Raw genomic sequence first — 1,105 nt, forward strand, 5'->3', positions numbered from 1 at the left:
ACTTTTCCTGCACCACGAGGCCGGAATGTTCCTTCTCCAGCTGGCCGATGCGCTCGGCGAGCTGCGCCTTCTGGCCGTCGCGCATGCTGCGGCGAAGCTCGAACAGGCGGCTTTCGCTGCGCATGATCTGCGCGACCTCGGGCAGGTGCTTGCGGGCCTGGACCTCGGGCGGAAACACGATCTCGGGCAGGTCGTCGCGCTCGGCCTCGAGCCGGGCGCGGCGGGCGGCCAGCTCGTCGAGCCGCTTCACCACGATCGCCAGCCGCGCCACGGTCTGCGCGTCTCGAGCCGGGCGAGCAGTTGCCCGGCCTCGACCTTCTGGCCGTTGCGCACGTCGAGTTCGCCGATGATGCCGCCGGTCGGGTGCTGGACCTTCTTGACGTAGCTGTCGACCACGAACACGCCGGGCGCAATCACCGCGCCGGAGAGTTCCGTGGTGGCGGCAAGGCCGCCGATGCCGCCGCCGAGCAGGGCGACGGTGGCAAGGCCGATCACGAGATGACGGCGGATCGAGCGTTCCGCGGCCGCGGTGACGTTGGCCGGCTTGGTGCGGGCGGTCATCGTGTTTCCTGCTCCTGCGCGGCGACGACCTTGAGCGCCGGCCCTGCGGCCGTGGCCGGCTGGGGCGGACGCACGGTCATCTTGGCGAGAATCTCTTCCTTGGGTCCGATCGCCTGGAGGCGGCCACCGGCCATCACCGCGACCTGGTCGCGCCGGCCAGCGCGCTCGGCCGATGGGCGACGACGACGACGATGCCGCCGCGCGCGCGGCGCCGGAGATTGCCGCGGTCAGCGCCGCCTCGCCCTCGGTGTCGAGGTTGGAATTGGGCTCGTCGAGCACGACGAGGAAGGGGTCGCAGTAGAGGGCGCGGGCGAGCGCCACGCGCTGGCGCTGGCCGGCCGACAGCGACGAGCCGTTCTCGCCGATCCGCGTCTCGTAGCCTTCGGGCAGGTGGACGATGAGATCGTGCACGCCGGCGGCGCGGGCGGCCCCCACCACGTCCTCGGCGCGCCGCATCCTCTTGGAAGCGGGCGATGTTCTCGGCAACGGTGCCGTCGAACAGTTCCACGCTCTGCGGCAGATAGCCGATGTGACGGCCGAGTTC

General features: G+C 71.4%; 1 protein-coding gene and 2 pseudogenes. All 3 read right to left on the reverse strand.

Features of this window, described 5'->3' with window-relative positions:
* A pseudogene (locus tag A6302_RS26450) lies at positions 1-271 on the reverse strand (HlyD family type I secretion periplasmic adaptor subunit); the annotation flags it as partial.
* On the reverse strand, positions 247-561 hold the full coding sequence (locus A6302_RS26455; RefSeq protein WP_069308532.1) for a biotin/lipoyl-binding protein: 315 nt from the start codon (positions 559-561) through the stop codon (positions 247-249). The pseudogene A6302_RS26450 and the gene A6302_RS26455, both read right to left, overlap by 25 nt.
* Positions 558-1,105: pseudogene (locus A6302_RS21765) on the reverse strand (ATP-binding cassette domain-containing protein); the annotation flags it as partial. The gene A6302_RS26455 and the pseudogene A6302_RS21765, both read right to left, overlap by 4 nt.

Origin of the sequence: Methylobrevis pamukkalensis (genome assembly GCF_001720135.1) — a bacterium.
Taxonomy (GTDB): Bacteria; Pseudomonadota; Alphaproteobacteria; order Rhizobiales; family Pleomorphomonadaceae; genus Methylobrevis; species Methylobrevis pamukkalensis.